The 24,779-nt window shown below is 50.8% G+C and carries 17 protein-coding genes, 5 tRNA genes, 3 rRNA genes and 1 pseudogene; 24 read left to right on the top strand and 2 right to left on the bottom strand.

The genetic code is table 11. The features are described 5' to 3' along the window. Positions 1-13: 13 nt before the first annotated feature. Positions 14-790: a polysaccharide deacetylase family sporulation protein PdaB gene (gene pdaB / locus BN1247_RS14265; protein WP_231633303.1), complete on the bottom strand. Its 777-nt coding sequence runs from the start codon at positions 788-790 to the stop codon at positions 14-16. Between the two features lie 115 nt (positions 791-905). On the opposite strand from pdaB, the gene BN1247_RS14260 reads away from it, so the two are divergent. The 14 genes and pseudogenes from BN1247_RS14260 (at position 906) to BN1247_RS14200 (ending at position 13,135) form a co-directional block, all read left to right on the top strand. Next, complete coding sequence (locus tag BN1247_RS14260; RefSeq protein ID WP_187119800.1) at positions 906-1,520, top strand: stage II sporulation protein M; 615 nt, start codon at positions 906-908, stop codon at positions 1,518-1,520. 379 nt (positions 1,521-1,899) lie between these two features. Then, positions 1,900-3,463: ribosomal RNA gene (locus BN1247_RS14255) — 16S ribosomal RNA — on the top strand. Positions 3,464-3,562: 99 nt separating this feature from the next. Further along, positions 3,563-3,639: transfer RNA gene (locus BN1247_RS14250), tRNA-Ile, on the top strand. A gap of 65 nt (positions 3,640-3,704) precedes the next feature. Next, positions 3,705-3,780: transfer RNA gene (locus tag BN1247_RS14245), tRNA-Ala, on the top strand. A gap of 74 nt (positions 3,781-3,854) precedes the next feature. Continuing rightward, positions 3,855-6,789: ribosomal RNA gene (locus tag BN1247_RS14240) — 23S ribosomal RNA — on the top strand. Positions 6,790-6,856: 67 nt separating this feature from the next. Further along, positions 6,857-6,973: ribosomal RNA gene (gene rrf, locus BN1247_RS14235) — 5S ribosomal RNA — on the top strand. Together the 16S, 23S and 5S rRNA genes with 4 tRNA genes alongside form the textbook arrangement of a ribosomal RNA operon. A gap of 14 nt (positions 6,974-6,987) precedes the next feature. Beyond that, positions 6,988-7,062 (top strand) — tRNA-Asn (locus BN1247_RS14230). Between the two features lie 3 nt (positions 7,063-7,065). Then, positions 7,066-7,141, top strand: a tRNA-Thr gene (locus BN1247_RS14225). A gap of 443 nt (positions 7,142-7,584) precedes the next feature. Continuing rightward, positions 7,585-8,310 carry a 3-oxoacyl-ACP reductase FabG gene (fabG, locus tag BN1247_RS14220; protein ID WP_054950964.1) on the top strand — a complete coding sequence of 242 codons (726 nt, stop codon included), beginning with the start codon at positions 7,585-7,587 and terminating at the stop codon, positions 8,308-8,310. Positions 8,311-8,426: 116 nt separating this feature from the next. Beyond that, a pseudogene (locus tag BN1247_RS14215) lies at positions 8,427-9,636 on the top strand (acetyl-CoA C-acetyltransferase). A gap of 60 nt (positions 9,637-9,696) precedes the next feature. Beyond that, complete coding sequence (locus tag BN1247_RS17495) at positions 9,697-9,861, top strand: hypothetical protein (protein ID WP_082415951.1); 165 nt, start codon at positions 9,697-9,699, stop codon at positions 9,859-9,861. Positions 9,862-9,974: 113 nt separating this feature from the next. Then, complete coding sequence (locus BN1247_RS14210; protein WP_054951672.1) at positions 9,975-11,543, top strand: acyl CoA:acetate/3-ketoacid CoA transferase; 1,569 nt, start codon at positions 9,975-9,977, stop codon at positions 11,541-11,543. Positions 11,544-11,621: 78 nt separating this feature from the next. Further along, positions 11,622-11,966: a hypothetical protein gene (locus tag BN1247_RS14205; protein ID WP_054950963.1), complete on the top strand. Its 345-nt coding sequence runs from the start codon at positions 11,622-11,624 to the stop codon at positions 11,964-11,966. 59 nt (positions 11,967-12,025) lie between these two features. Further along, a complete protein-coding gene (locus BN1247_RS14200) occupies positions 12,026-13,135 on the top strand; it encodes an alpha/beta fold hydrolase (protein WP_054951671.1) in 1,110 nt (369 codons plus the stop codon). A gap of 163 nt (positions 13,136-13,298) precedes the next feature. On the opposite strand, the gene BN1247_RS14195 is transcribed toward BN1247_RS14200, so the two are convergent. Then, the gene (locus tag BN1247_RS14195; RefSeq protein ID WP_054950962.1) at positions 13,299-14,189 is read right to left on the bottom strand and encodes a LysR family transcriptional regulator; all 891 of its coding nucleotides are present in this window, start codon (positions 14,187-14,189) and stop codon (positions 13,299-13,301) included. Positions 14,190-14,881: 692 nt separating this feature from the next. Between BN1247_RS14195 and BN1247_RS18460 the strand changes: the two genes are divergently transcribed. From BN1247_RS18460 to BN1247_RS14150, 10 genes are all read left to right on the top strand, one after another. After that, complete coding sequence (locus BN1247_RS18460; protein ID WP_261796048.1) at positions 14,882-15,013, top strand: hypothetical protein; 132 nt, start codon at positions 14,882-14,884, stop codon at positions 15,011-15,013. A gap of 70 nt (positions 15,014-15,083) precedes the next feature. Next, a complete protein-coding gene (locus BN1247_RS14190; protein ID WP_054951670.1) occupies positions 15,084-15,995 on the top strand; it encodes a carbohydrate ABC transporter permease in 912 nt (303 codons plus the stop codon). After that, complete coding sequence (locus BN1247_RS14185) at positions 15,995-16,804, top strand: carbohydrate ABC transporter permease (RefSeq protein WP_054950961.1); 810 nt, start codon at positions 15,995-15,997, stop codon at positions 16,802-16,804. The genes BN1247_RS14190 and BN1247_RS14185 overlap by 1 nt, the downstream gene beginning before the upstream one ends. Before the next feature lie 117 nt (positions 16,805-16,921). After that, a complete protein-coding gene (locus tag BN1247_RS14180) occupies positions 16,922-18,298 on the top strand; it encodes an ABC transporter substrate-binding protein (RefSeq protein ID WP_054950960.1) in 1,377 nt (458 codons plus the stop codon). A gap of 273 nt (positions 18,299-18,571) precedes the next feature. Continuing rightward, the gene (locus BN1247_RS14175) at positions 18,572-19,270 is read left to right on the top strand and encodes an MgtC/SapB family protein (RefSeq protein ID WP_054950959.1); all 699 of its coding nucleotides are present in this window, start codon (positions 18,572-18,574) and stop codon (positions 19,268-19,270) included. Further along, complete coding sequence (locus tag BN1247_RS14170) at positions 19,267-19,947, top strand: response regulator transcription factor (RefSeq protein WP_054950958.1); 681 nt, start codon at positions 19,267-19,269, stop codon at positions 19,945-19,947. Before BN1247_RS14175 ends, BN1247_RS14170 begins: the two co-directional genes overlap by 4 nt. Then, positions 19,944-21,320, top strand: coding sequence for a sensor histidine kinase (locus BN1247_RS14165; RefSeq protein ID WP_054950957.1), 1,377 nt, complete (start codon positions 19,944-19,946; stop codon positions 21,318-21,320). Before BN1247_RS14170 ends, BN1247_RS14165 begins: the two co-directional genes overlap by 4 nt. Before the next feature lie 248 nt (positions 21,321-21,568). Further along, a complete protein-coding gene (locus BN1247_RS14160) occupies positions 21,569-23,800 on the top strand; it encodes an MMPL family transporter (protein ID WP_054950956.1) in 2,232 nt (743 codons plus the stop codon). Positions 23,801-23,993: 193 nt separating this feature from the next. After that, positions 23,994-24,482 (top strand): hypothetical protein, encoded by a 489-nt coding sequence (locus tag BN1247_RS14155; protein WP_054950955.1) that lies wholly within the window; start codon positions 23,994-23,996, stop codon positions 24,480-24,482. A 220-nt stretch (positions 24,483-24,702) separates the two neighbouring features. Then, positions 24,703-24,778: transfer RNA gene (locus tag BN1247_RS14150), tRNA-Glu, on the top strand. Position 24,779: the final 1 nt, after the last annotated feature.

Genomic DNA, 24,779 nt, shown 5'->3' with positions numbered 1-24,779 from the left:
CAGCCAATAATGATTAATCGGATTTCGCATCTTCAACCGGGTCGGTTTTTATCGTGCTTCCGGCAATTAATTCGGAAACCGTGGCGAAACTGTATCCTTTTTCCCGTAGCTCTTTGATAACCCGCGGTAAAGCTTCTGGCGTGTTTTTTGCGGAATCACTCGCGTGAAAAAGAACGATGTCGCCCGGGTGGGCTTTCGACGTCACGCGTTGCACGATCTCGTCGGCGCTTTTCCGCATCCAATCGAGCGAATCGGTGTCCCATTGGATCACGCGATAACCTAAGCTGTTGGCGACATTTAATGTGCGCTTATCGAAGTCGCCGTTTGGCAGGCGGATCAGGTTGATTCTTTTTTGACCAGTCACATCAGCGAGTATTTGATGGGCTTTCGTAATTTGCTCGCGCATCCACGCTTCATCGTGTTCGCTAAAATTTTCGTGTTTATGACCGTGGCTACCAACTTCAAAGCCCATGTCGACGATGCGTTTAACGACGTCGGGATGACTTTTTGCCCAAGGAGAAGAGAGGAAAAACGTTGCTTTATTGAGGTTCGCCTCTTTGAGCGTATCGAGGACGGGACCGACAATTTCTTCTCCCCAGCTAATATCGAACGTGAGGGCCAACACTTTATCGTCGGTCTTAACCGAATAATAAGCTTGTGGCCCTTCATTTTCCATCGAAAACACGTTTATGTTCTGTTTGTTAGCGTAATAAATGCCGGCGGCAAAAACGAGCGCGACAGTCGCGACGAGGGTGCGCTTCAGTTTCTTTCCGGACAGCACCCAGAACATACTTTCACCTCCCTGCGAACTTAGGTCATAGTACAATCTATGTTCGTCCATAGAGGATATGAACAGCTTACACATATGTATCGTGAAAAAAAAAGCAGTTATGGGGGATATGGCGATGCGAGCGTTTTGGCAGTTGTTAAAGCAAAATAAGTCGTTCGTGTGGATTGCCGCCGGACTAATGGTCGGCAGTAGTGTCATTGGCTTCGTCATGCACGACGAGGTGCAACCGATCGTTAAAGAAATGCTCAAACAGCTGCAAGACGTCGTGGAAAACATTGCAGCTGATCACACGTTTACGAACATTTTTTGGACGATCTTTTTAAACAATACGAAGGCAGCGTTTATTATGTTGGCGAGTGGCTTGCTGTTCGGACTGTATCCGGCGATCGCGCTATTGTCGAACGGATTTATGCTCGGATTCATTATAAGCGACGCGGCGCTAAGGTATGGGGAAAGCCCTTTGAGGTTGTTTGTGACGCAAATTATGCCGCACGGGATGTTTGAGCTTCCGGCGATTATCATTGCGGGAGGCTTCGGCATCAAGTTCGGTTGGCTCGCGATCGGGTGGATACGTTCGCTGTGGAATCCGGGGCTACGTACAGCGGTTAGTCGCGATACGCGTACAACGGTACGACGACTACCGCTCTTATGTATCGGTGTCGTCGCGTTGTTGCTCGTTGCCGCTACGATTGAGAGTGCACTAATTGCGATGGCATCCGTATCCCCATAACATAAGTGTGAGTGTGCACCGGAGGTTGACGGCAGCGTATGAAAAAACGTCAGCCACGATTTTTTTTAAAAAAGGTGTTGACGTGAGCCGTCGATCCGTGATAGTATATAACTTGTCGCCGCGAGAGCGGGTTACCGCGAACGCCAGCGACAGCCAAAGCGGCAAGATAAGATAGCCGCGGCGGGCACGGGTTCGAGCGAAAATAACTTAAAAAAAGTTGTTGACAAACGCTCAGCTGCGTGATAAGATAAGAAAGTCGCCTCGAGAGAGCGCGGCAGCAAAGAACGAGAATGTTCCTTGAAAACTGAACGAACAAGCCAACGTGCGAGGAACCCATCATTCACTTGATGGACAACAGTTAGGAATAACAAACTTACCTTTTATGGAGAGTTTGATCCTGGCTCAGGACGAACGCTGGCGGCGTGCCTAATACATGCAAGTCGCGCGGGGTGAAGCAGCCGAAGCCTTCGGGTGGACGCAGCGGAACCTAGCGGCGAACGGGTGAGTAACACGTGGGTAACCTGCCCGAGAGACGGGGATAACGTCGGGAAACCGGCGCTAATACCGGATCACGACAGACGGTCGCATGACCGACTGTCCAAAGGTGGCGCAAGCTACCGCTCTCGGATGGGCCCGCGGCGCATTAGTTAGTTGGTGAGGTAACGGCTCACCAAGGCGACGATGCGTAGCCGACCTGAGAGGGTGATCGGCCACACTGGGACTGAGACACGGCCCAGACTCCTACGGGAGGCAGCAGTAGGGAATTTTCGGCAATGGGGGAAACCCTGACCGAGCAACGCCGCGTGAGCGAGGACAGCCTTCGGGTTGTAAAGCTCTGTCATGTGGGAAGAATGGCTTGAGGAGTCACTGCCTTAAGCGTGACGGTACCACAGGAGGAAGCCCCGGCTAACTACGTGCCAGCAGCCGCGGTAATACGTAGGGGGCGAGCGTTGTCCGGATTTATTGGGCGTAAAGCGCGCGCAGGCGGTCTCTTAAGTCTGATGTGAAAGGCCACGGCTCAACCGTGGGATGGCATTGGAAACTGGGGGACTTGAGTGCAGGAGAGGAGAGCGGAATTCCCGGTGTAGCGGTGAAATGCGTAGAGATCGGGAGGAACACCAGTGGCGAAGGCGGCTCTCTGGCCTGCAACTGACGCTGAGGCGCGAAAGCGTGGGTAGCGAACAGGATTAGATACCCTGGTAGTCCACGCCGTAAACGATGAGTGCTAGGTGTTAGGGGTTTCAATACCCTTAGTGCCGAAGTTAACACATTAAGCACTCCGCCTGGGGAGTACGGCCGCAAGGCTGAAACTCAAAGGAATTGACGGGGGCCCGCACAAGCGGTGGAGCATGTGGTTTAATTCGAAGCTACGCGAAGAACCTTACCAGGGCTTGACATCCTCTGCTAGCTCTAGAGATAGAGTGTTCCCTTCGGGGACAGAGTGACAGGTGGTGCATGGTTGTCGTCAGCTCGTGTCGTGAGATGTTGGGTTAAGTCCCGCAACGAGCGCAACCCTTAAGCTTAGTTGCCAGCATTGAGTTGGGCACTCTAAGTTGACTGCCGGTGACAAACCGGAGGAAGGTGGGGATGACGTCAAATCATCATGCCCCTTATGTCCTGGGCAACACACGTGCTACAATGGCCGGTACAAAGGGTAGCGAAGCGGTGACGCGGAGCCAATCCCATAAAGCCGGTCTCAGTTCGGATCGCAGGCTGCAACCCGCCTGCGTGAAGCCGGAATCGCTAGTAATCGCAGATCAGCATGCTGCGGTGAATACGTTCCCGGGCCTTGTACACACCGCCCGTCACACCACGAGAGTTTGTAACACCCGAAGTCGGTGAGGTAACCTTTTAGGAGCCAGCCGCCGAAGGTGGGACAGATGATTGGGGTGAAGTCGTAACAAGGTAGCCGTATCGGAAGGTGCGGCTGGATCACCTCCTTTCTACGGAGTATATAAGGCACGTTGGCAGTGTTCGTTTGGTTTTGAAGGAATATTCCTTCTGTGATGGAATGTTTTCTTCACGTACCTATAGAGGTAAATGGGCCTATAGCTCAGCTGGTTAGAGCGCACGCCTGATAAGCGTGAGGTCGGTGGTTCGAGTCCACCTAGGCCCACCAGCTCTTTCGTCATTTAATCGCAATTTCGACTTGCGATTAAACCGCGAATAGCAAATTAAATGTATGGGGCTGTAGCTCAGCTGGGAGAGCGCCTGCCTTGCAAGCAGGAGGCCAGCGGTTCGATCCCGCTCAGCTCCACCATGTTCCTTGAAAACTGGATAGGAAGCATTCACCGGGATGATCGTAAGATGTATCATTCCAGAATGAAAGAATAAGATTAAGCTACAAAGGGCGCACGGTGGATGCCTAGGTGCCAGGAGCCGATGAAGGACGGAGCGAACACCGATATGCTTCGGGGAGCCGTAAGCAGGCTGATCCGAGGATTTCCGAATGGGGAAACCCACTCTCTTTCATAGGAGAGTACCCGTTGCTGAACACATAGGCAACGCGGAGGCAACCAGGGGAACTGAAACATCTTAGTACCCTGAGGAAGAGAAAGAAAACTCGATTTCCTGAGTAGCGGCGAGCGAAACGGAAGTAGCCCAAACCTCGAGGTTTACCTCGAGGGGTTGTGGGGCGTCTCACATGGAGTAAGAAATGACTGGGATAGACGAAGCGGTCTGGAAAGGCCCATCAGAGAAGGTAACAATCCTGTAGTCGACATTTTAGTCACTCCGAGGCGAACCCCGAGTACTGCGGGGCACGTGAAACCCCGTGGGAATCCGGGAGGACCACCTCCCAAGGCTAAATACTCCCTGGCGACCGATAGTGAACCAGTACCGTGAGGGAAAGGTGAAAAGCACCCCGGAAGGGGAGTGAAAGAGTACCTGAAACCGTGTGCCTACAAGCAGTCGGAGCATCCGTAGAGATGTGACGGCGTACCTTTTGTAGAATGGGCCGGCGAGTGACGGCGTGTAGCGAGGTTAAGCCGTATGAGGCGGAGCCGCAGCGAAAGCGAGTCTGAAGAGGGCGATCTAAGTTGCACGCCGTCGACCCGAAACCGAGTGATCTACCCATGTCCAGGGTGAAGGTGCGGTAACACGCACTGGAGGCCCGAACCCACGTATGTTGAAAAATGCGGGGATGAGGTGTGGGTAGGGGTGAAATGCCAATCGAACTCGGAGATAGCTGGTTCTCCCCGAAATAGCTTTAGGGCTAGCCTCAAGGATAAAACGTGGAGGTAGAGCACTGATTGGGCGAGGGGCCCTCACCGGGTTACCGAACTCAGTCAAACTCCGAATGCCACAGTTTTCGACCTTGGGAGTCAGACGTTGGGTGCTAAGATCCATCGTCGAGAGGGAAACAGCCCAGACCATCAGCTAAGGTCCCTAAGTATCCGTTAAGTGGGAAAGGATGTGGCGTTGCTTAGACAACCAGGATGTTGGCTTAGAAGCAGCCATCATTTAAAGAGTGCGTAATAGCTCACTGGTCAAGTGACGTCGCGCCGAAAATGTACCGGGGCTAAACGGATCACCGAAGCTATGGATGCAAGGATCTACCTTGCGTGGTAGGGGAGCGTACCTTGCGCATAGAAGCAGACGCGAAAGCGTCGGTGGAGTGCAAGGCAGTGAGAATGCCGGTATGAGTAGCGAAAAGAGAGGTGAGAATCCTCTCCGTCGAAAGCCTAAGGTTTCCTGAGCAAGGCTCGTCCGCTCAGGGTTAGTCGGGGCCTAAGCCGAGGCTGAAAAGCGTAGGCGATGGACAACAGGTTGATATTCCTGTACCGCCGACCTTCGATTGAGCGAAGGGGGGACGCAGGAGGGTAAGGGAGCAGACTGATGGAGTTCTGTCCGGAAGGCGAGAGGGTAAACGGAGGCAAATCCCCGTTTACGCATACCTTGAGCCGACGGTTAAGTGAAGATTGCAGTAGCGAAATCCCTGATCTCACACTGACGAGAAAAGCCTCTAGCGAGAAGGTTGTGCGCCCGTACCGCAAACCGACACAGGTAGGCGAGGAGAGAATCCTAAGACGCTCGGGAGAACTCTCGTTAAGGAACTCGGCAAAATCGCCCCGTAACTTCGGGAGAAGGGGTGCCCCGTTAAGGTGAATAGCCTGAGGGGGTCGCAGTGAAGAGGTCCAAGCGACTGTTTAGCAAAAACACAGGTCTATGCGAAGCCGTAAGGCGAAGTACATGGGCTGACGCCTGCCCAGTGCTGGAAGGTTAAGGGGAAGGGTTAGCTGACGATTCGTTAGCAACGCTCTGAACTGAAGCCCCAGTGAACGGCGGCCGTAACTATAACGGTCCTAAGGTAGCGAAATTCCTTGTCGGGTAAGTTCCGACCCGCACGAAAGGCGCAACGACTTGGACGCTGTCTCAACGAGAGACCCGGTGAAATTGTAGTACCAGTGAAGATGCTGGTTACCCGCGACAAGACGGAAAGACCCCGTGGAGCTTTACTGTAGCCTGATATTGAATTTGGCGGTGGTTTGTACAGGATAGGTGGGAGCCATAGAAGCCGGTTCGCTAGGATCGGTGGAGGCACTGTTGGGATACCACCCTGATCATCGTTAAGTTCTAACCGACTACCGTTATCCGGTAGCGGGACCGTGTCAGGTAGGCAGTTTGACTGGGGCGGTCGCCTCCTAAAGAGTAACGGAGGCGCTCCAAGGTTCCCTCAGCGCGGTTGGAAATCGCGTGTAAGCGTGCAAAGGCAGAAGGGAGCTTGACTGCGAGACCTACAAGTCGAGCAGGGACGAAAGTCGGACTTAGTGATCCGGTGGTACCGAGTGGAAGGGCCATCGCTCAACGGATAAAAGCTACCCCGGGGATAACAGGCTAATCTCCCCCAAGAGTCCACATCGACGGGGAGGTTTGGCACCTCGATGTCGGCTCATCGCATCCTGGGGCTGAAGTCGGTCCCAAGGGTTGGGCTGTTCGCCCATTAAAGCGGTACGCGAGCTGGGTTCAGAACGTCGTGAGACAGTTCGGTCCCTATCTGTCGCGGGCGTAGGAAATTTGCAGAGGATCTGTCCTTAGTACGAGAGGACCGGGATGGACACACCGCTGGTGTACCAGTTGTTCCGCCAGGAGCACCGCTGGGTAGCCAAGTGTGGCCGGGATAAGCGCTGAAAGCATCTAAGCGTGAAGCCCCCCTCAAGATAAGATTTCCCATGAGACCCCTTGTAGAAGACGAGGAGAATCGGTCCGAGGTGTACGCACAGCAATGTGTTCAGCTGACGGATACGAATCGGTCGATCGGCTTAATCAATATAAGTAAGTAACTGGGAATGCTTCCATCTAGTTTTGAAGGAAACAACTTCATACGACATCTCCTGTCTGGTGACGAGAGCGGAGGGGACACACGCGTTCCCATCCCGAACACGACCGTTAAGCCCTCCAGCGCCGATGGTACTTAGGGCGCGAGCCCTTGGAAGAGTAGGACGTTGCCAGACGGATTTGTGTATATTCCTCCGTAGCTCAACGGTAGAGCGCTCGGCTGTTAACCGATAGGTTGTAGGTTCGAATCCTACCGGAGGAGCCATATGCTCCCATAGCTCAGCTGGCAGAGCGCTTCCATGGTAAGGAAGAGGTCGTCAGTTCAAGTCTGACTGGGAGCTCCAGCAAAGTTAAAATAAAGCCTACCTAAGGATAGTAAACCCTCAGCGATGAAGGGTTTTTTGTTATGTAGATGTTTTTTGCTGTCTGCTGCCTCAGCATCAACAAGCTCCACGCGGTTGGCGATTTTGATCGCCCTGTGTGAGGGCTTTTTTTGTTGGAGTTTAATTGACTATGACTTTTAGTTATAGGCATTAGAACGAACATGTATTATACAGCTGGGCAAAAGGGAGGTACACTTTAGATAAGCAAGGGGCTAAACGCTATAAGACGTAACGCGAGAGAATGCAAGGCGTTTTTTCATGAAACATGTTCTCTTGCTTACGACTATTCGATTGGGACGGCAGTGAAAGCGATCTCTTTGTGAATTGAACGACTTGTAAAGTCGTGATCATTATTTCGTAACTTTGTATGACTAAGTATTCTAATTTAACATGAGGTGATGGAGATGAAACGGTTAGTCGAGCAAGTCGTCGTCGTAACGGGTGGTGCGCGGGGGCTGGGGAAAGAAATGTGTGAGCTCTTTTCCCATGAAGGAGCGAAAGTCGTCTATGCGGTCGACGTTACACCTGGCGACTATGCGGCAAAAAACATTTGTCACGTTGCGTTAAGTGTGACCGAACGACGAGAAATTGCCGACTTTGTGCAGCAAGTGCGCGAACAGTACGGGCGCATCGACGTGCTTATTAATAACGCGGGGGTCACGCGAGATGCCTTATTACAAAAGATGGATGACGACGCTTGGGATACGGTAATCGATGTGAATTTAAAAGGTGTTTACAACATGACGAAAGAAATTGCATCCCTCATGATGGCTAACGGCAAAGGAGCGATCGTCAACATTTCTTCGATCGTCGGGTTGTACGGAAACGTCGGACAGACGAATTACGCGGCGACGAAGGCGGGGATCATTGGCATGACGTACACGTGGGCAAAAGAGTTCACGCGTAAAGGTGCCGCTGTGCGCACGAATGCGATCGCGCCAGGATATATCGAAACGGAAATGGTAAAAACGGTGCCTGAAAAAATACTACAGCCGCTACGCGACAAAACGCCGTTAAAACGTCTCGGACAACCGCGGGAAATTGCTAACGCCGCCCTCTTTTTAGCGAGTGACGAAGCGAGTTTTGTCAACGGTCACGTCTTGTCGGTAAATGGTGGCTTAACGCTATAAGAGCTAGGGACTATAGAAGAAAATGTAGGGGACGAAAAATGTCATTAAGTGGTGGATGACTCTAGAGGCGAAAGTAATCGCGATAGATCAAAATTTGTACTCAAGGGGAGTGCGACATGTCTAACGTATATATCGTCGATGCGAAAAGAAGTCCGATCGGGAAGTTTTTAGGCTCCCTCGCTGCCATTACTCCAGCCGATTTAGCGGCACAAGTGATCAAACGCGTTATAGCGGACAACAACTTAGACGTAACGACGATTGACGAAGTCATTTTAGGTAACGTCTTATCGGCTGGGCAAGGGCAAAACATCTCCCGGCAAGCGAGTATGAAGGCCGGCATACCCGCAGCAGTACCCGCTTATACACTTAACATGGTGTGTGGCAGCGGCATGAAGTCAACCATGGCCGCGTATGCGAGCATTAAAGCAAAGATGGCCGATCTCGTACTCGCAGGTGGCGTAGAAGTGATGTCGCAAGCGCCGTTTATCGTTCCGGGAGAGGTGCGGACGGGGAAGAAGATAGGGGGCGCTCGCGCTAGACGATACGATGATCAGCGATGGGTTAACGGACGCTTTTCACAATTACCACATGGGGATTACTGCGGAAAATGTCGCTGCGCGATATGAGATTGCGCGTGAAGCACAAGACGCGTTAGCGATGCAATCGCAAGAGCGGGCACTGCAGGCCATTGCAGACGGGCGGTTTACAGATGAGATCGTGCCAGTGACGTTGACGGATCGACGGGGGCATACGACACAGTTTGCGGAAGACGAATACCCGAACCGGACAACCTCGCGCGAGAAGTTAGCAGCACTCAGGCCGGCTTTTAAAAAAGAAGGCACCGTTACTGCCGGCAATGCTTCCGGCATTAATGACGGAGCGGCAGTTTTACTCATTGCTTCAGAGGAAGCCCTCGAAAAATACGGTTTAACACCGTTAGCGGAAATTGTCTCTGTCGGTCAAGGTGGCGTCGAGCCAGAAGTTATGGGGTTAGGACCGGTGCAAGGGATTGCGAACGTATTCAGTAAAGTAACTGTTTCAATGCAAGACATCGAGCTGTTCGAGTTAAACGAGGCGTTTGCCGCTCAGGCCATCGGCGTGATGCGCGAACTGCAGCACAAATACGGTGTGAGCGAAGAGTGGTTAACGTCGCGCGTCAACGTAAATGGCGGAGCGATCGCGTTAGGACACCCGATCGGCGCCTCCGGTGCCCGGATCGTAACGACACTCGCGCACGAAATGAAGAAGCGCAGCATCCGCTACGGATTAGCCTCGCTATGCATTGGCGGTGGAATGGGAACGGCAGTACTCATTAAATCTGTCTAACAAAACGGCAGTAGAGCCAAATATCGGTTCAATCGGTCTAATCAGTGTTATGGCGCGGAAATTACTGTTAAGTCTGTCCAAGGCGCAGTACGCGACCTCCTGGATCGTATAACAGTCGACAACTTTAAGGACGTGACAGACTTTGCGCTGTTCCGCGAACAATTTATGCAACTGAACGGTTTTGCGATCGACGGCATCGACTTTCGAGGCGGAAGTCGACCTTGAACAACTAAAACAATTAACACCTTGACCGTAGGGCTGAAACCGTGAGCCTTTAGTCAGTCTCTTTTGTATAAGTTTTGGGAGGGTGAACATAAGTGGATACGAATGTACAATTTATGCGTGCCCGCGATGCAGCTCACTTAATCGCTGACGGGGATATTATCGGAGTTGGTGGGTTTATCGGGACAGGGGTAGCCGAAGAAGTCCACATCGCTGTGGAACAACGATTTTTGGAAACGGGCCACCCGCGAAATGTCACCTTGTTTTACGCAGCAGGTATCGGCGATGGCAATGGGGCATCGAAAGGATTGAACCATTATGCGCACGAGGGGTTAATTAGGCGGGTAATCGGCGGGCATTGGGGCATGGCCCCTCGCCTAACCCCGCTCGTCGAGGAGAACAAAATCGAAGCGTACAACTTACCGCAGGGCGTCATTAGCCAATTGTTTCGCGAAGGCGCTGCCGGTCATCCGCGTTTGATCTCCCATGTCGGCTTAGGCACTTTCGTCGATCCCGATCTCGATGGTGGTAAATTGAACGCCGTGACGACCGAAGATATCGTGGAAAAGGTAACCTTCGACGGAAAAGATTATTTAGCGTATAAAACGCATCCGATCGACGTGGCGATTTTAAAAGGGACGACAGCCGATGAAAAAGGCAACGTCAGCTTAGAGAACGAGCCGTTGACGTTAGACGTTTTGTCACTAGCGATGGGGGCCAAAAACAACGGCGGCAAAGTGATCGTACAAGTGGAGAAAGTCGTGAAAAACGCGGCACTCGACCCGAAGAGCGTCAAAATCCCCCATGTGTTAGTCGATGCGATCGTCGTCGTCCAGAACATCGAAAACCATATGCAAACGTTCGGCACGCCATTCAACGAGGCATTTCTTAAGAGTGACATCGTCGTCAAAAGCGAGCAGCGCCCGTATCCCTTCAACGTGCGAAAAATTATTGCGCGCCGCTGTGCCCTAAATTTGTACAAGTCGATGAAAGTGATTAACTACGGCATCGGCGTGCCGGAAGTCGTAGCGAACGTGCTCGCCGAAGAGGGACAAGAAGAGCATTTCACTCCGACGATTGAACCGGGCGTATTTGGCGGGACGCCGGCGGGGGGACTCGACTTTGGCTGCTCCGTCAATCCCGATGCGATTATCGATGAAGCGTATATGTTCGATTATTACGATGGAGGGGGGGTAGATGCCGCGTTTTTAGGGTTGGCACAGTGCGACCAGTACGGAAACGTCAACGTCTCCAAATTCGGTCCGAAAATTGCCGGGTGCGGTGGCTTTATTAACATTACCCAGAATGTAAAAATGCTCGTTTTTTGCGGCACATTTACAGCTGGCGGCTTAGAGACGCACGTAGAGGACGGCAAGCTCGTTATTGCCCAAGAAGGCCGCGTAAAAAAATTCGTCCGCGACGTGGAACAAATCACGTTTAGCGGCGCTGTAGCTAGACAGAACGAGAAGAAAGTTGTATACGTGACGGAGCGCGCCGTGTTTGAGTTGCGCGCGGAAGGACTGACATTAGTCGAGATCGCCCCGGGAATCGATGTGCAGCAACACATTTTGCAGCAAATGGACTTTGTACCCCCAATCGCACCGGACCTTAAGCAGATGGATGCCGTCATTTTCCGTGAAGGGCCGATGGGACTTAAGATTGCACATAAAGAGCTAGCGATGTAGTTTAGTGCTCTTCGTGCTGTGGCTCGTCGTCGGGGAAGACTTTGAATTGCACAAACCTGCGAACGCCCAGTCAGGAGCGTGTATACGTTTAAAGATGGCCTCAAAGATAAATTAAACTACGTCTTTCCATTCACGTACGCCGGACTGCTGTTACTGTATATCGTCATTTTAACGCTCTACCCTTCGTCTGACAGTGCAGCAATCGATCCGAAGACATTGAGCACGGTCGTCGCCTTTGCAGGTGTCGTAGGCGCTTTTGCCGAGATTGGCGTCGTCATCGATGCCTCCGGGTTTAAAGCGGGCTTGTACTTTTCGATCGCCTTAAGCTTATCGCTCTTTATCGGTTCATTTTTGTTACCGGAAACAGGAAATAAATCCGCATCAGTATCGGAAGCAGGAAAAAAGTCAGTAACTGCTAAGTAACCGCTTAAGTAACCGATAAAAAAATCATACCCTTTCCAAGGGGGGAAATAGAGATGGACATGAACCACGTGCAAAAACAGCAGTTTACGCTCGACCGTTACACATTGGAAAACGGTGCCACGATTCCGGTGACGTTAGGGTATGAAACTTACGGGGAGTTGAACGAAGACAAGTCAAACGTCATCTTAGTTGCCCATTACTTTAGCGCCTCTAGTCACGCCGCGGGCAAGTATTCTCCAGGGGATGCGGAGCCCGGTTATTGGGATGGGCTAATCGGACCGGGTAAGGCGGTCGATACGAACAAGTACTTCGTCATCAGTACCGATAACTTGGCCAACGTACAAGTGAAAAACTCGACTGTCATTACGACGGGACCTCGGACGGTTAATTCGGAGACGGGGAACCGATGGGGGATGGACTTTCCGACATACACCTTTCGTGACATGGCCGGTATCCAACGCCAATTTTTGACGCAGCAATTAGGGATTAACAAGCTGTATGCGGTGATGGGGGCGTCGGCAGGAGGTTTTATCTCTCTCGAATGGGCCGTCAATTATCCGGAGATGGTCGAGCGGGTGATCGGAGTGATCACCAACCCGCAAAACCCGGTCATTACGTCCTTCAATGTGTTGCAGCACGCGATGCGTGCAATTGCCCTTGACCCTAATTGGCACGACGGGAACTATGAGGACGGCCAAGAACCGACAGAAGGGCTGTACCTTGCGATCCAAATGATGAATGCCGGCGCGTTTACGCCGGAGTTGTACGAGGAACTGTACAAGCGAGACAGTGAGGAGCAAAGGCCTTATAGCGATCACCGCGTGAAAACGTCGTACGAACAACAGTTGTACGATGCGATCAAAGTTGGCGCTGCGGCAATTGACGCAAGCCATTGGTATTACACGTGTCGCGCGACGATGATGCACGACATCGCCCACGGACACGGCTCTTTAGAAGCAGCGTTAGCGAAGATTAAGGCAAAAGTGTTAATGGTTTCGTGCACGCGCGATTTGTTACAGCCGACGATTTACAACCGGCGCATGATCGAGATCATGCAAAAGCGAGGACAACAAGCTGAGCTGTACGAATTTGAGAGCATAAAAGGTCACATGGCTGGCGTACTGGACACGCATTTGTTCAGTGATCGGGTGGCGCAGTTTTTGTGGTAATGAATGGTGGAGGTGGAACGGCTGACACGCGCTGACGTGTGAGCCGTTTCGCCTTAGTGTGCTTCGGATTTATCGCTGTATTCAACGTACTCGAATATATGCACCATATAATGATACGCACATATTGAGTCGCTTCCGTAAGATTCCCCTAGTAAACCTCTGTTCACTTCCCAGAACTAATGACATCTAACGTATGGTCAATAAACGTTTCCATAACGTGTGTGACATATTGATCTTTGTTTAACAAAAAACCAACTTCCCACGTTATCGACGGATGGCGGAAAGGAATGATCTTAATCGATTGACTTTGTACGCGGTTTAAAATCGGCCGCGGCAAGATCGTTATACCTTCGTTTTGCGCCACGAGTTCGACGAGGAAGTCCCACTGCGAGCTTTCGAAAAAAATGTTCGGCCTAAAGCCGTGTGCCAAACAGCCGTCAACGATGTGGTAATGGAGCATGAACGTCTTATCTAAAATGAGAAATGTTTCATCTTCCAAATGGGCAAACGTCACATGATCGCGTGTTGCCAGCGGGTGTTCACTATTGACGACTAACACGCTTTCATCTTCCATCACGGATATGTAGTCAAACTTAGTGAGGTCGACGGGTGAAATGACAACCCCTAAATCGATCGTGCCGTTTTGTAAGTTGTGTTCGACCATCTTCGCCCCATTTTCGACAATTTGCACCGTAATATCCGGAAACCGCTCGCGAAAAGATGTAAGAACGTGCACGAAAATACTCGTCCCAATTACCGGAGGTAAGCCGACGATGACTTTTCCCTTTTTCAGTTTGCTTTTGTCGTACAACGAGTCTTTAAGGGAGTCGAATCGTTCGATCATTTCTTCGGATTGGATCAAAAAGTTTTTCCCGACTTCCGTTAGCTTAACTTTTTTGTCAGAACGGTCGAAGAGTAGCACGTCCAGTTCGTGTTCGAGGTTTTTGATCGTCTTACTTAAAGCTGGTTGTGAGATGTGAAGTTTTTTGGCGGCTAATGTGAAGTTTTTGTCCTTTGCTACTTGTACGAAATACTTCAGTTCGCGAATATCCATGTCGTCTCTCCCACACGGTTTATGTCGTATACAACAAATATTGTCTCCAACTATTTTGACCCTTTGGTGCATGACATTCTACACAATATTAAACCGCTTCCGTTTTTCACCTAGTTAGTAATCTCTTGTCTTTACTATATAATATCAAATAAAATGTGACAAAAATGATCGTTACCGCTGCTATTCTTAACAACATATTAACGATCGCTTCAACAAACATCCATAATTACCCTCTACAATTATAAGTAAAGGGTTACTTCGCTAGCGCTTGGCGTTTACAGTAGAAACGAGCAAGTGCCACTCATGTGCCATCCATGTGCCACTCATGTGCCATCAACGTATGTCATGAGCGTCGACTAATGTTATGTGTTCGCATTAATAGTCACAAGCAGGTGTCGTTTTTATGACGTGGGTGGTGTGCTACGAGCGGGCATCTTGAACACATGTGTCGTATACATATGTCACAATAGGAGGCCTCGTGCAAAAGTTCACTATGAAAGCGGTTGACAGCGCATATGCGGCTTAGTATACTGCTTATAACAACCTAACGGCTAAGCGGAGAGCTGGAGAAACCCTTACTCGGAGGTACAGGGGGGGACCTGTGCCTATCCATGGCGAGAGGGTTTTTTTCATTTCGCGCTTACGTTCATTATGTGAAGGGGGCGTGAATCGACAACGTAGGATGGGGTGTGGTGAGGAGAGTGGATTGTATCGACAACTCGGAGAACGTCATTGGATTGTATCAACTTGGGGAAAGTGAAGCTGTCATGGACTGGATTTACAACGCGGGGAAGGTGATAGTTGGTGAACAGCGGAGACAGTAGAAATATCAGTAACGAGAACAACAGCAGAATCAGCATCAGAAGCGGAAACAATAGCAAAAACGGCAGCGGGATCAGTAGCAGAAAAGATAGAAAGAACAACAGTAACAACCGCAGTTTAAAAAACTTGTTAACCGGTTTACTCTTTTTGTCTCCAGCACTCATTATTTTAATCGTTTTTGTGTTTTATCCGATGTTTCGCACCGTCTACCTTAGTTTCTTTTTAACGGACTCGAAAGGAGATCCCGTATTTTTTAACGGGCTAGAAAACTATACGGAGCTCTTCCAATCGCCGGAATTTCTACTAAGTTTGCAGGCTACCTTCTTATTCGTCCTTTACACGGTCGTACCGACGATCGCCCTTGCCTTGTTCCTCGCCGTTTTGGCAAACGAAAAATTGCGGGGCGTCCAACTGTTTCGCGTCTTATTTTCTTCGACGTTAGGCGTGTCTGCTGCGGCTGCCGCAGTCATTTGGCTCTTTATATTCGATCCGAGTATCGGATTGCTCAACAATTTATTTGGGAAATTAGGCTTGTCTAGCATCGGTTGGATGACCGACCCGAATTGGGCGCTCCTATCGATTTCGATGACAACGATTTGGATGCACCTCGGGTTTAACTTCATCGTGTTATTGGGGGGACTGCAGAGCATTCCGGAAGATTTGTACGAAAGCGCAACAATTGACGGGGCAGGTTTTTTTCAACAGTTTCGTAAAATTACCGTACCGATGCTTTCGCCGACATTGTTTTTTGTCACAGTCGTCGGGGTGATTAACGCGTTTCAGTCATTCGGCCAGATCGATATTATGACGAAAGGTGGACCAGCTGGGGCGACAAATTTGATCGTCTACTCGATCTACCGAGACGCCTTTGTTAACGATTACATCGGGTCGGCAAGTGCGCAAGCAATTATTTTGTTCTTGCTAGTGCTTATTTTTACCTTGCTTCAGTTTAAGTTCGGCGAAAGGAAGGTGCACTATCAATAATGACCCGGAAGATCCTTACGTACGCACTACTTATTTTGTCGGCGCTCGTCGTCTTCGGACCCCTCTTGTATACGTTATCGATTAGTTTTATGGACGGGAAAGACGTACATTCGGGAGCGCTCTTACCTTCCTCGCTGTCGTTCGCTAACTATGTCAAAGCAGCAAGCAACGTCCCACTGCTACAGTTTTTGAGCAATAGTTTCGTACAGTCGAGCATTGTAACAATCGGTATGCTCGTCACGTGTAGTTTGGCCGCGTTTGCATTCGTCTTTATCGACTTTAAAGGGAGGACGCTCATCTTTTTTATCGTCATTTCGACGATGATGATTCCGTGGGAAGCGACCATCATCCCTAACTTCGCCACGATTCGCGATTTAGGGTGGATGAATACGTTTGCCGGCCTGACGGTGCCGAAGCTGGCGACGGCGTTTGGCATTTTCCTGTTGCGGCAATATTTCTTGACGATTCCGAAGGAGCTCTACGAAGCGGCGCAAATCGATGGCTGCGGTATTTTTCGCTTTTATTTAAGCATGGTGCTGCCGTTGTCCAAACCGATGCTGGCGACGCTGGCGATCTACTCCTTCCTGACGACGTGGAACGAGTATTTGTGGCCACTGCTCGTGACGAATAACAACGATGTGCGCACGGTGCAAATTGGCTTAAAAATGATGCAGGCGCAAGAAGCGTCGACACAGTGGCCGACCGTCATGGCCGCCGTCGTCCTCGTCGTCCTACCGACGTTACTGCTCTTGTTCATCGGGCAAAAACAACTGCAAAAAGGGTTGACGTCGGGAGCGTTAAAAGGATAGGTGCAGGTGAGTTTCGTTTTATCGTGTTTGGATCGTGCAACAAAAAAGATCGAGCAATTTAAGTTGGCGCTTTTGTATTAATCCTGCAACATTTTTAAGGAGAAAGGGTGTTATTAGATGACAGCTAAACGATTAAGTGTCCTCCTATTAGTGTTCGTGTTCATCCTATCTACAGTAGCTTGCAGTTCCGACAGTTCGGATGCGGGTTCGTCGCAAAATAAGGGCGATCGTAGCAAAGATGGGAAAGTCGTCGTCGATTTTTGGCACTCGATGGGTGGACCGACAGCGGAGGCATTAGAGAGTTTAATCGACGAATTTCATCAAAGTCAGGACAAGATCAAAGTTAACTTAACGTTCCAAGGGTCGTATGAAGAAGCGGTGAATAAATTGAAATCGGTGCAAGGGACGGACGAAGCGCCGGCGATCATGCAACTGTACGGCATCGGTACGCGACAAATGATCGATACAGGCGATATCGTGCCGATGTACAAGTTTATCGAAGCCGACAACTACGATACGAGTGAGTTTGAAGAAAATATTATGGGGTACTACTCTTTTGAAGACAAGTTGTATTCGATGCCGTTCAGTACGTCTAACGCGATTATGTTTTATAACAAAGACGCGTTTAAGGAAGCAGGTTTAGACCCGGAAAAACCGCCGCAGACGTACGAGGAGATAGCTGAGGCAGCGCGCCAATTGACGGTGAAAAAAGGTGACTCCACAGAAAGGTACGGCTTCGGTTTTATGATTTACGGCTGGTTTTTTGAACAGTTAATGGCGAACCAAGGGGCGTTAATGGTCAATCACGACAACGGGCGCACCGGACTAGCTGATGAGGCGGTTTTCAACGGCAAGGAGGGTCTACGCATCATGACGTGGTTGCAAGATATGTACAAAGAGGGGACGTCGGGCAACTTCGGGCGGAAGTGGGATGACATTCGCGCCGCGTTCAAGTCCGGAAAAGTTGCGATCATTTTCGATTCGTCAGCCGGGATCGCCGCGACGATTGACGATGCGTCGTTTAAGGTAGGTACCGCGCCGCTGCCGTACCCGGAGGGGATGGAACCGCAAGGGGCGCAACTAGGCGGCAACTCACACTGGATTATGGCCGGTAAGTCGGAAGAAGTGCAGCAAGCGTCGTGGGAAGTGATCAAGTTTTTGTCTTCGCCCGAAAGTCAGGCGAAGTGGTCGGTAAGTACGGGATATTTTCCAATTACGAAAGCCTCCTACAAGGAAGACGTTTTGCAAAAGAACTTAGAGGAAAACCCGCAGTTCAAGACGCCGATTGAACAAATGCAACAGACGAAGCTCATTCCGGCGACACAAGGGGCCGCGATCGGGACGATTCCCGAAATGCGTACGACGATTGAAGATCACATTGAACGTATGTACGACGGTAGCGAGACCGCACAAGAGGCCCTCGACGAAGCGGTCAAAAAGGTGACAAAGGGACTTACGCACTACAACAAAACGACGGGAAAAGGCGGAAAATAGGACGTCGCAGCTAAAGGCTCACGTAACTTCGTCGAAAGCGACAGAGAGGTCGCGCAGGGCGTGTGCTGTTTGCGCACTTAGCTGCTAGCGTATGAAATGCGTATCGACGCGACACGTAAAGGGCATGGATCATTTATGAAAATCGTATAATTATATTGGATCATTCTTTATTGATCTAGCGATTTTGAGGAGGGGATGAAAAAATCCGAACGGCATGAAAGGTTTGTTGCCGCGTTCGGGTTTTTTTCTATATCTTAAGGGGGAGCTCAAGCGATGTTACAGATTGACTACTATATCATTGTGGAAAGGCTTTTTGTGGCAGCTGCACTCGGTGGGATTATCGGTTGGGAGCGAGAACGGAGTAACAAGCAGGCTGGGGTGAAGACACACTTGCTCGTTTCCGTCGGTTCCGCACTGATCATGCTTATTTCCATTTACGGGTTCGCCGATTTTGTGGATCATCCGAATGCGCGCTATGACCCGGCGCGCCTGGCGGCGCAAGTCGTCAACGGGATTGGTTTTCTCGGTGCAGGCGCCATTTTGCGGCATTCAAACGTGTTCGTTTCAGGATTGACCACTGCAGCGACGTTATGGGTCGTTGCGGCGATCGGGCTAAGTGTCGGAGCCGGGTTTTATGTCGCGGCGATCGCAACGACGATCATTGCCTTGATCAGTGTGTTGTCGCTGCGCGGTGTTGAAGTCAAATACGTAAAACGGGCCAAAATTGGCGAACTTAAAGTTGTATGCGAAGACAAAATGGGTATATTGAGGGACATTAGCAAACTGTTGGAGCAAGAGAAAATAGACGTGCGCAAAGTAACGTTCGCCGAAAAAAAGAGTGAGGGCGGTATTGTTTATACGGCGGTGACATTTCGCATGCGCATGCCGGCAAAAAAAGATATGATACAAATGGGGGAGAAGGTACAGCAAATTAGTGGCGTTAAGGAGGCACAGTTAAATAAATACAAATGAGATCACATTTATTAGTCGCCGACGATGACTCGCACATTCGCGAGCTGCTCTGCTTCGTTTTTCAGCAAGAAGGATACGTCGTATTTGAAGCGGAAGATGGGGCGCAAGCTCTGCACATCTTGGAGCGGGAACACATTCATTTAGCGATTGTCGACGTAATGATGCCAGCGAAAAACGGATGGGAGCTATGTGCAGACATTCGCGCGCACTACGATATTCCCGTCATTATGTTAACGGCGAAAGGGGAACTTCGGGATAAAGAAAAGGGGTTTTTGTCTGGGACGGACGATTACGTCGTTAAACCGTTTGAACCGCAGGAACTGCTCTTTCGCATAAAAGCTCTGCTGCGCCGTTACCAAATGGTGCACGAGCGCGTGATTCGCTTCCGCGACACGGTAATCGACGGCAACAGTTACGAGGTGCGCATCGGTAGAGAGACGTTCGTCATTCCACCTAAGGAGTTTGAACTGCTGGCACAGTTAGCAAGTCACCCAGGGCGCATTTATACGCGGGATGAGCTGTTGCAGCTCATTTGGGGCAGCGACTACGAAGGGGATAGTCGGACGATCGACGTGCACGTGAAACGGCTGCGGGAGCGATTTTCTGCGCGGACGAACGACTTTGTCATTGTGACGGTGCGTGGCTTAGGGTATAAGCTCGAGGTGTACGGCACATGAGGACACTTTATTTACGCATCGTCGCTACGTTTATTCTCATCGCCATCGCCAGCAGCGTGCTCGCGTTGTTATTTACAAACATGTACTACTTGGATAAGCTCAGGACCTACAGTGAGCAAAAAGTATTGACGATTAGCAAAGAAATTCGCGCCTTATACGAAGAGACGCCGGCTCTCGACCTCGAGTCTTATTTGACCCGTATCGGTAATATGGGCTTCCAAATTTACGCCGTCAATGAACAGATGGAAGGGACCTTTTACGGGGCGCCGTTCAAACATACGGCGTTCGACGACGCACACGTGCGCCGCGTGCTGGCAGGCGGGACGTATCGGGGATTACTCGAAGAGCGCCATTTGCAGATGGTGACCGGTTTTTTTGAAAACAGCATCAAAAATACGGTTGGCCTTCCGGTAACGGGGCGCGGGGAGACGTACGCGCTATTCGTCCGCCCAAACTTGGAACAGCAAATCGGTGAAGTGCGTATACTCGTGGCCGTCCTACTCGGCTTTACTTTTTTGTTCAGTATCGTCTTCATTGTCTTTTTTACGCGTTTTATCGTCAAACCAGTAAAAAAATTGACAGCAGCGACGAATAAAATCGTGCACGGTGACTACGATTTTGACATGGATGTGTCGCGGAAGGACGAGATTGGCAATTTGGCGCGCCATTTTACTCATATGGCGCAATCACTCAAACAGCTCGACGACATGCGGCAGGAATTTGTCGCTAATGTCTCCCACGAAATTAAATCCCCCCTCACCTCGATCCAAGGCTTTGCTCAAGCGATTTTAAACAAAAAAACGACACCGGAAGAGGAAGAACGCTATTTGCACATTATTGCTGAAGAAAGTCGACGTCTGTCCAGTTTAAGCGGACAGCTGCTCACTTTGGCGACGTTAGACAAAGAGGCTCACGCACTCAAGCGGACGTCGTTTCGCTTGGACGAGCAAATCCGCCAAGTGTTAATCGTCACCGAGCGGCAATGGTCGGAAAAGGACTTGACGTTAGACCTCGACTTGCCCGAAGTCGTCATTACTGCCGATGAACAGTTACTGTATCAAGTGTGGTTCAACTTAATCGGGAACGGCATTAAGTTTTCGGCACAAGAAGGGACGCTCGGCGTGGCGCTGCGCGTCGAACGCGACATCGTCGTGACGGTTAGCGACACTGGCAGCGGGATCCGTGCGGAAGATTTGCCGCACATTTTCGCGCGCTTTTACAAAGCGGATAAGGCGCGAAGCCGTTCCCGCTCCGGTAGCGGCTTAGGGTTGTCCATCGCCAAAAAAATTGTCGAACGCCACCGAGGGACGATCGAGGTGGCGAGCGAGTGGGGACACGGGACGACAGTTACCGTCCGGCTGCCTTACCGTTAAAGGCGCGTAATGGCGTGTGCTGTTCGCTGTTGCCATATGTCGCTGGCGTTGCTCGCTAACACGGCTCGCCGTCAAGTGTCATTGGGAGACTTAACACGCGAAACAGGACGACAAAAACTTATGAATAAAACCGTATCCTTTCTACCGGATGGCTCCTGTAATTGCTTCTGTAACTGCTCGTTCATCTTCCGTTCATATTCGTGCGCTAATATCTCCTCAAGAGACTAACTAGAGGAGGTACACACGTTATGCAGCGTCTCCTGCATCCGTTGGTGCGCTTCGTGAGTAGTCGACGCGGGTCGAAAATTGTCTTCTGCACGTGGCTGCTGCTCATCGTCGTTCTCAGTGTACTAGCGCCGGGAGCGAAACAGTATGCAATCAGCAGTGGGGAAGGAAGTGTCGCTGGCGATACGCCTTCGGAGATGGCTCAGGCGATTGCCGACGAACAGTTTCCGTCGGACGACGGGATCGTCGCACTGCTCGTGTTTCACGGAGAGAAGGCGATCACGGTCACTGAACGGGCAGAGATTGCCAAAATTAGTGAATGGTTAGCTTCAAGCGATAAACCGAAACACGTGTCCAGTGCGTTACCGTTTCACCTGTTCCCTGAAGCAGTGCAAGATCAAATGTTTTCTGCGGACGGCAGAACCATTTTGTTAAATGTCGCCTTGCAGAAAGATTTAGAATCAGAGCAAATTTACGACACGATGCAGCAAATTAGCGGCCATGTAGAAAAGACAGCGAGTGGCAAGTTGCAGTTTGAAATAACGGGACCGGCTGGGATCGCTGCCGACACGATTACGCTTTTTAAAAACGCTGACCTCGTGTTGTTGTTTGCAACGATCGGGTTGATCCTCGTCATCCTCATCGTCATTTACCGCTCGCCACTACTCGCTGTCATGCCGCTCGTCGTCGCCGGGATGGTATACGCCGTCGTCGATCGCGTGTTAGGACTCATGGCGAAGTACGACTTGTTCGTCGTCGATAAGCAAGCCCTCTCGATTATGATGATCATGTTGTTTGCCGTCTTAACGGACTACTGCCTGTTTGTCGTCTCGCGTTATCGTGAGGAACTGAAAAAAATTGGTTCGCCGTACGATGCGATGAAAGTGGCGTTCATGCAGGTGGCGGAGCCAATTTTCTTTAGCGGCGGGACGGTGTTCGTCGCCATGTTGGCCTTGTTGGCAGCAGTGTTCACGCCGTACAACCACTTTGCACCTGTGTTTGCCGTGTCGATCCTCGTCATTTTGCTCGGCGGCATCACCTTAATTCCGGCTGTATTCACCCTCGTCGGGCGCAACGCGTTCTGGCCTTTCATCCCGAAGTTGGAGGAACGAGACGTGCAGCCGTCCGGCTTTTGGACGAAGACGGGCAACTTTGTCGCCAAAAAACCGGGAATTATCGCGACGGTGTTGCTCAGTGTGCTGCTACTTGCTTCGGTTAATGTCGGTACAATGAACCATTCCTTCAATCTATTAAAGTCTTTTCCGGATGATATTTCCTCGCGGCAAGGGTTTGACATTTTGGAGGAGCAGTTTCCGCCGGGACAGTTAGCCCCCGTGACCGTCGTGTTGCAGTCAGACAAAGAGATCGCCTTAGATGACAAGTTTGTCGAAAAGTTGACGTCGTTGACGGCCGCATTAAAAAAGCAAGGGGCGATCGACGCGGTCTCACCGGAAATGACGCCTGAGCTTGCAGGAGCCGACGCCAAGTTGCCGCGGAACTTTTTAGCGGATGGGAAGCAGGCGCTCAAGCTGCAACTGACGTTGCGCGATAACCCTTATGACGCAGCGGCGCTCGACTCGGTAGAGAAGCTGCGAGACAACAGTGAAACGTTACTGCAACAGAGTGGCTTCGACCCGTCACAATTCGCGTTGCACTACGCGGGGCAAACGGCGGAGCAACTCGATGTGAGACAGATGAATGCGCGCGATACGGTCGTCATTTTTGCGCTCATTGCCGCCCTCATTACGGTCATGCTCGCGTTCCAAGCGCGTTCGCTGTGGACGGCACTGCTCATGATGGGGACGTTGCTGCTGTCGTATACCGCTACGTTAGGGCTAAGTTGGGCTGTGTGCCACTACGTGTTAGGGTTCGAGGCGATCAGTTACCGGCTGCCGGTGTACACGTTTGTCTTTCTCATTGCGCTAGGAGTCGACTACAACATTATGCTCGTCTCGCGCATTCGGGAAGAGGCGCAGCAGGTCGCGTGGCGAGAAGCGGTCAGTCGGGGAGTTGCCCTCACTGGCGGCGTCATTTCCTCGGCGGGGATCATTCTCGCGGCGACGTTTTGTGTCCTGATCACACAGCCGTTGCAAGAGCTGTATTTGTTCGGCTTCACCATGGGGATTGGTATTTTGATCGATACGTTCCTCGTGCGTGGGATGTTGCTCCCCTCGCTCATGCTGCTCTTCGGAAAAAGGCGCGATAAGAAAGTCGGCGCGACATCAGTGACGACGGGATCGACAGGTGCCAAATAGACATGCTTACAACGGATCAGCAGGTGTTTTTCCAATCCCCTTTTGTGATGGTAAAAGTTGGGGAACAGCAGGCAAAGGGCTGATTGAAAAGAAAACCAAGGTTACTGGTCAATCGATAAGACGGTATAGCGATAATGGCTGAATATAAAAGTAGGCGCTTTGTGAAGGATCGCCTGAGAGGGGACGAAAGAAGATGATTGGATGGATGCTGTTTTTGCACCTGACAGGACTATTCGCTTGGCTCGGCGCCTTGCTAGCGATCGTCGTCATGCTCACATTGCTAAAGGAACAGCTCGGCACGGCGCCGGGCAATACGTTGGCGAAACGGGTGATTCGCGTCTTTAGTACGATCGCCCATCCGAGTGCCGTCGCCGTATTAATTAGCGGCATTGTGCTTATCGTACAAATGAATTGGGGCGCGAACAAGCCCTTCTGGTTGCAAGTGATGGAAAAAGGCGGCGGTACGTTAATCTTGCTAGCGCTCATCGTCACCGGCATTATGGGGAGTAAGCTGAAGAAACGGTTAACTGCCACTGTGGCCGGAGCTGCCACTGTAGCCGGAGCTGCCAAACCTGCAGACGGAGACGCTCAAACGGTTAAACTGTCGGGTTACTTGACGACGCTCACTGTGTGTATCGTACTTGTCGTTGCGATCGTGCTCGTTGTCAGTTTGCGCCTCTAAGTGGATTTTATGTATGCACACGCACGCACATGTGGCAGTACGTCTTAACAGACCGATCGGGGCCGGGAATAAGGCTCCGATCTCGTCTTTTACACGCATTTCTTCAATTGGGGTAAAAAGGGGTAGAAAGGGGTAGAAAAAATATAATAAAACCCCTTTACAACTTGTACATCCCGTTATATAATGAACTATGTTGATTTCAAAAAACACGTCTAAACAAGGCCCGTTGGTGAAGCGGTCAACACACCAGCCTTTCACGCTGGCATTCAGGGGTTCAAATCCCCTACGGGTCACCAT

The sequence above is a fragment of the Numidum massiliense genome (genome assembly GCF_001375555.1).
Lineage (GTDB): Bacteria > Bacillota > Bacilli > Thermoactinomycetales > Novibacillaceae > Numidum > Numidum massiliense.
The sequence above is the reverse complement of the archived record's forward strand: the minus strand, read 5'-3'. Positions and strand labels throughout refer to the sequence as shown.